We start from the raw sequence: 4,594 nt of genomic DNA, 5'->3' as shown, positions 1-4,594 counted from the left end.
ATAATGAAAGAATATCTTGACGTACTGGTTGGTTCGTTCAGTTTTCAAAGATCAAAAGTTTTCGTTTGCCGCTTCAAAACAGCGACTTAATAATCATATCATTGTGACTCGTTTAAGTCAACAACTTGTTTTAAATGATTTTGTGTGTGTCGTTTTCAGTTTGCTTTATATTCGCTCGCCTTTCCCGACAACGATTAATAATATACCATGGATTAAAAATGGAATGCAATACTTTTAAGCAATTTTTTTATCTTTTTTTAAAATCTCCTCTATACACAGGAATTTAAGAAAACTAAAAAGCCCAGGGTAGTCCCTGAACTCTAGCGTAAGTTTAGTTTTCTTTTTTCTTTTTAGGCATGTATTGCAGACATTCTTCCCGGGAACCAAACCTCCGAAATATTTGAAATAAAACATCATACCGTTCTTCCATCGCTCTTTTAATCCCTATATCTATTCGGTGGTCTCCTAGATCAAATGTGATTTCTTCCATCTCTCTTTTTAAAAGGTATTCCATTTCACGTTGTTCTTGATCATTGATTATTATTCCGTGCATAGCCAGAACCTCCCTGATAACCAACCTTTTTATATTTTTACCCCAAATTCATTGTTTTTAGCATAGGTTGTCCTTTTTTTCATATGTATAGAACATATTGGAAGGAAGGAGTTGCAGTAACTTTGAGCTTTTATACGTGGAAAGTGGAACGGTTAAAGCGTTATGGCGTTGTAGTAACACTCGCACTATTTTGCGCGTTATTTCTTTGGTTAGGTCAATGGAGCCAACTTCCTGTTTTCTCTAATAATGGTGAACCTCGAGCATTAACCCAGGGGAGTGAGGATTTATCATTTGTCGCTTTGACTTTTAATATCAGCTGGGGAAGCGACAAAGTGTATGAAATTTTAGAGCAGCTGGAAGCGCACCAGGCCCAGGCGACTTTTTTTGTTAGCGGTGAGTGGGCAGAACGCCACCCCGATATTGTGACAGCTATCCAGGAAGGAAAACATGAAATAGGAATGATGGGATATGAATATGAAAGCTATTTAGAATTAAAACCTGAACAAGTAAGATCGGATTTGAGTAAGGCTAAGGAAACTTTTGAAAAACTAGGGTTTGAACAAATTAAATGGATTCGGCCCCCTCATGGACATATGGATAAAGAGGTGCTGAAACTAATTGAAAATGAAGGTATGCAGGCTGTGCAGTGGAGTCTGAACCCTAGAGATTGGGAAAATCCCGGAACAAACGCCATCATTGATCAAGTTTTAAACGAGGGTGAAAAAGGAGATATTATTTTATTACATGCTTCAGATTCTGTTAAGCAGACACCAAAAGCTTTAGAAGTCATACTTCCAGGGTTGAAGCAAAAAGGATTAAAATTTGTCAGCATATCCGAACTGGTAAGCGGCGGAGAATCAGAAACTACTCAAATTAATTAAAAATCAGCCACTGTGGATCCACAGTGGCTGATTAATTTAAGCAGCGCTTTCCTGGTTATTTGTCAGGCGATGAAGAAGCAGAAGCTGATAAGCATTACAAGCAAGCAGTGGAATAATCATCATCCATATATAGTCACTTCCCTGGGCTCTCAAAGCAGGCACCCATTCTACCGTGGTAACAACTACCATAAAAAACAGAGCTGGAATAAAAGCATAAGACTTCGTCTCTTTCGCTTTTACGTAGGCTACCACCAGGGATATCGCTAAAATTCCCAGCGCTGTTAGTAAATATACTCCGATTGAACCTTCTTCAGACGCTTGATAACGGAAATAAACAAGATCAAATAATGTAAAAGCAATTAAAAATAATTGCAGTGCTGGCCAAAAAGATCTGAATAAGCCTTTTCCAAACTGATTCACCGTTAGATAAGCAAAAAAGCCCATCTGACTAATGACGCTGAATATAAATCCAAGACCGGAAAAGAATAATAATAAACCCACTAATTCAAATAATTGAAACGGCTGAAGAACTTCGGCATAAGAATCTTGTTTAAATATAAAACTGGTTACGAGGGTTAAAACTCCGCCAAGCAGCAGCGTTGTTAAAAATAACCTCACCCATTTACGACTATTCACGCATGTTCCTCCTAAATGCAAAAAAGATTTTCCTACGTATTTTATCATGAAGCGCGGCTTTTTTCCTCCTGCGGTATAAAATTTGTCGAAACGCGAATAGTAAGACCAAGGAGAACGAAAGAAAGGGGACATCCTATCATGTCCAAAATTCGATTTTTATGTCCCGTCATCATTCTTGTTTTCCTGGCAGCTTGTAACGGCAGCTCAGGAGCAAGCCAACAGGCGGATTATGATACAACGAAAAAAATGATTGTGGATATATTGAAAACCGATGAAGGCAAAAAAGCCCTCACGGAAGTTCTCTCTGATGAAAAAATGCAGCAATCCATGACTCTTGAATCCGAAGTGGTGGCCCAATCGGTCAGTGAAACCTTGGTTTCTGAGAAAGGAAAAGAATTTTGGAGTAAGCTGTTTTCTGATCCTTCATTCGTACAAGGTTTCAGTAAAACCTTGGAAGAACAAGAAAAGGATCTATTAAAAGGTTTAATGAAAGACCCTGAATACCAGAAGCTCTTAATTGAGATATACAAAAATCCTGAAATGATGGAGCAAATGGTTACGGTTATGCAGGGACAGAAGTTCCGTGAACATCTTGAGAAGACAATCCAGGAGACATTAAATAGTCCTGTGGTTCAAGCCAAGATGAGTGAAACGATGTTAAAGGCTGCAGAAAAAATGAAAACCGGTGAAGGTTCTTCCTCTTCCGGAGGAGAAGGCCAGCAAGGTGGAAATGAAGAACAACAATCCGACAGCGGCGGCCAGGAACAGGGCGGCGGATCTTCCCAGTAAAAATCACGCGATTCCCTTTATTTGAGGGAATCGCGTGATTTCTTATTTAATACTTATCAATAATTTTAGCAGCAATGTTCCGGTAGCTTAACCCAATTGGGTGGTCGGATTGATAAACGGAAGGAGCGAAGACATCTTCATCTTCGTACGGCTGCTGTAGAGGAATATGACCGAGCACACCGGTTTGCAGTGTTTCAGCAAGCTTCGTCCCTCCTCCGCGTCCAAAGACAAATTCTTTATTTCCGGTTTCCTTACTTTCAAAATAAGCCATGTTCTCGATAACTCCCAGGATTTCATGCTCTGTCTTCAAAGCCATCTGCCCAGCTCGTGCAGCTACAAAAGCCGCAGTCGGGTGAGGAGTCGTCACAATAATTTCCTTAGACGAAGGAAGCATGGAGTGAACATCCAAAGCTACGTCCCCTGTTCCTGGCGGTAAATCAAGAAGTAGATAGTCAAGATCGCCCCACTCCACTTCTTTAAAGAAGCTTGTCAGCATCTTGCCAAGCATAGGACCTCTCCAAATGATCGGAGAGTTATCTTCCACGAAGAAGCCCATGGAAACGACCTTTACTCCGAATCGCTCAACAGGGATAATCTTTTCCCCGCGTACAACCGGGCGCTCTTCCACGCCCATCATGTCCGGAACACTGAAGCCATAGATGTCAGCGTCAATGATTCCTACTTTCTTACCCAATCGCGTAAGTGCTACTGCCAAGTTGACCGTAACTGTTGATTTACCAACACCGCCTTTACCACTGGCAATGGTAAGGAATTTTGTATTGGAGCCTCCATCAAGTAACGATTCTTCCTGCTGACTTTCTGCTTCCGGCTGAAATTTATTGATCACATCTTCTGGAAGCTGGTCAAATCGGAGCCCTACAGTAGCTGCCCCGCCGCTTTTCAGTGCATTCACTATAGTCTGTTGAAGTTCCATTTGTTCTGCCGTGTTTGTCTTTGCAATCAAGACTTTAACACTTACATGGTTTTTTTCTTCTTTAATTGATATATCTTCAATCCCACCGGTTTCTTCCAACGTTTTATGTAAAAACGGATCTTCGATTGGATGAAGGATTTCGAGTACTTTTTCTTGTGTTAACAAAGCCGTTCACCATCCTTAGAAATGTTCAATAATGCTAGTATAACATATCTGAAACGCTTTCTAAGTAATTTGCTTACAATCCATTTTCAGAAGGATATTCTCTCTCGGTCACATATCGAAGTACCCCCTGATAAATGGAGGCAGCCATCTTTCTTTGATATTCCTCCGACTTAAGCAGCTCCCGCTCTTCTCCATTCGATAGAAAGCCAGCTTCCACAAGGACTCCTGGAGCCTCTACCTGTTTAAGAAGATAAATGGATGTCAAATCCATGGCCTGCCGGTCAGTGTTTTCAAGATTCGTTCTAATTTCAGATTGAATAAATTTAGCCAGATGTTCACTTTCAGGGTTATTTGAATTAAAGAATGTCTGAGCTCCTCTCCACTTAGGAGATGGTATAGCATTTAAATGAATGCTTAAATAAAAATCTGCTTCTTTTTCTTTAATGTATTGAACACGGTTACGTATATCTTCTGATTTCCGCCTTGATAAACTCCCGGCATTCTCAGAAGAGAGGTCCTTATCTTCATTTCTGGTTAAATACACAAGTGCTCCTGCTTCTTGCAGATAGTCACGTAAATATTCACTCATACGCAGGGTGATTTCTTTCTCCTGTGTACCATCCTTCCCTTCTGCTC

The 4,594-nt window shown here is 40.5% G+C and carries 6 protein-coding genes; 2 read left to right on the top strand and 4 right to left on the bottom strand.

What is annotated here, in order from left to right; genetic code table 11:
* Positions 1–331: 331 nt before the first annotated feature.
* The gene (locus tag WAM07_RS01545) at positions 332–553 is read right to left on the bottom strand and encodes a hypothetical protein (RefSeq protein ID WP_422164191.1); all 222 of its coding nucleotides are present in this window, start codon (positions 551–553) and stop codon (positions 332–334) included.
* Between the two features lie 122 nt (positions 554–675).
* Between WAM07_RS01545 and pdaB the strand changes: the two genes are divergently transcribed.
* Complete coding sequence (gene pdaB, locus WAM07_RS01540) at positions 676–1,434, top strand: polysaccharide deacetylase family sporulation protein PdaB (protein WP_422164189.1); 759 nt, start codon at positions 676–678, stop codon at positions 1,432–1,434.
* Between the two features lie 36 nt (positions 1,435–1,470).
* Here the strand turns inward: pdaB and WAM07_RS01535 are convergent, their stop codons facing one another.
* Positions 1,471–2,070, bottom strand: coding sequence for a KinB-signaling pathway activation protein (locus WAM07_RS01535; RefSeq protein WP_422164187.1), 600 nt, complete (start codon positions 2,068–2,070; stop codon positions 1,471–1,473).
* Positions 2,071–2,208: 138 nt separating this feature from the next.
* Here WAM07_RS01535 and gerD point away from each other — a divergent pair, with 138 nt between their 5' ends.
* Positions 2,209–2,859: a spore germination lipoprotein GerD gene (gene gerD / locus WAM07_RS01530; protein WP_422164185.1), complete on the top strand. Its 651-nt coding sequence runs from the start codon at positions 2,209–2,211 to the stop codon at positions 2,857–2,859.
* 46 nt (positions 2,860–2,905) lie between these two features.
* Here the strand turns inward: gerD and WAM07_RS01525 are convergent, their stop codons facing one another.
* Complete coding sequence (locus WAM07_RS01525) at positions 2,906–3,958, bottom strand: Mrp/NBP35 family ATP-binding protein (protein WP_014641458.1); 1,053 nt, start codon at positions 3,956–3,958, stop codon at positions 2,906–2,908.
* Between the two features lie 73 nt (positions 3,959–4,031).
* The coding region (gene cwlD / locus WAM07_RS01520) for an N-acetylmuramoyl-L-alanine amidase CwlD (protein ID WP_422164183.1) at positions 4,032–4,594 on the bottom strand (563 nt) is incomplete at its 5' end.

Source organism: Halobacillus sp. (assembly GCF_049282395.1).
Classification (GTDB): Bacteria; Bacillota; Bacilli; order Bacillales; family Halobacillaceae; genus Halobacillus.
Note: the sequence above shows the minus strand (reverse complement) of the source record. Positions and strands in the feature narration are given on the sequence as shown.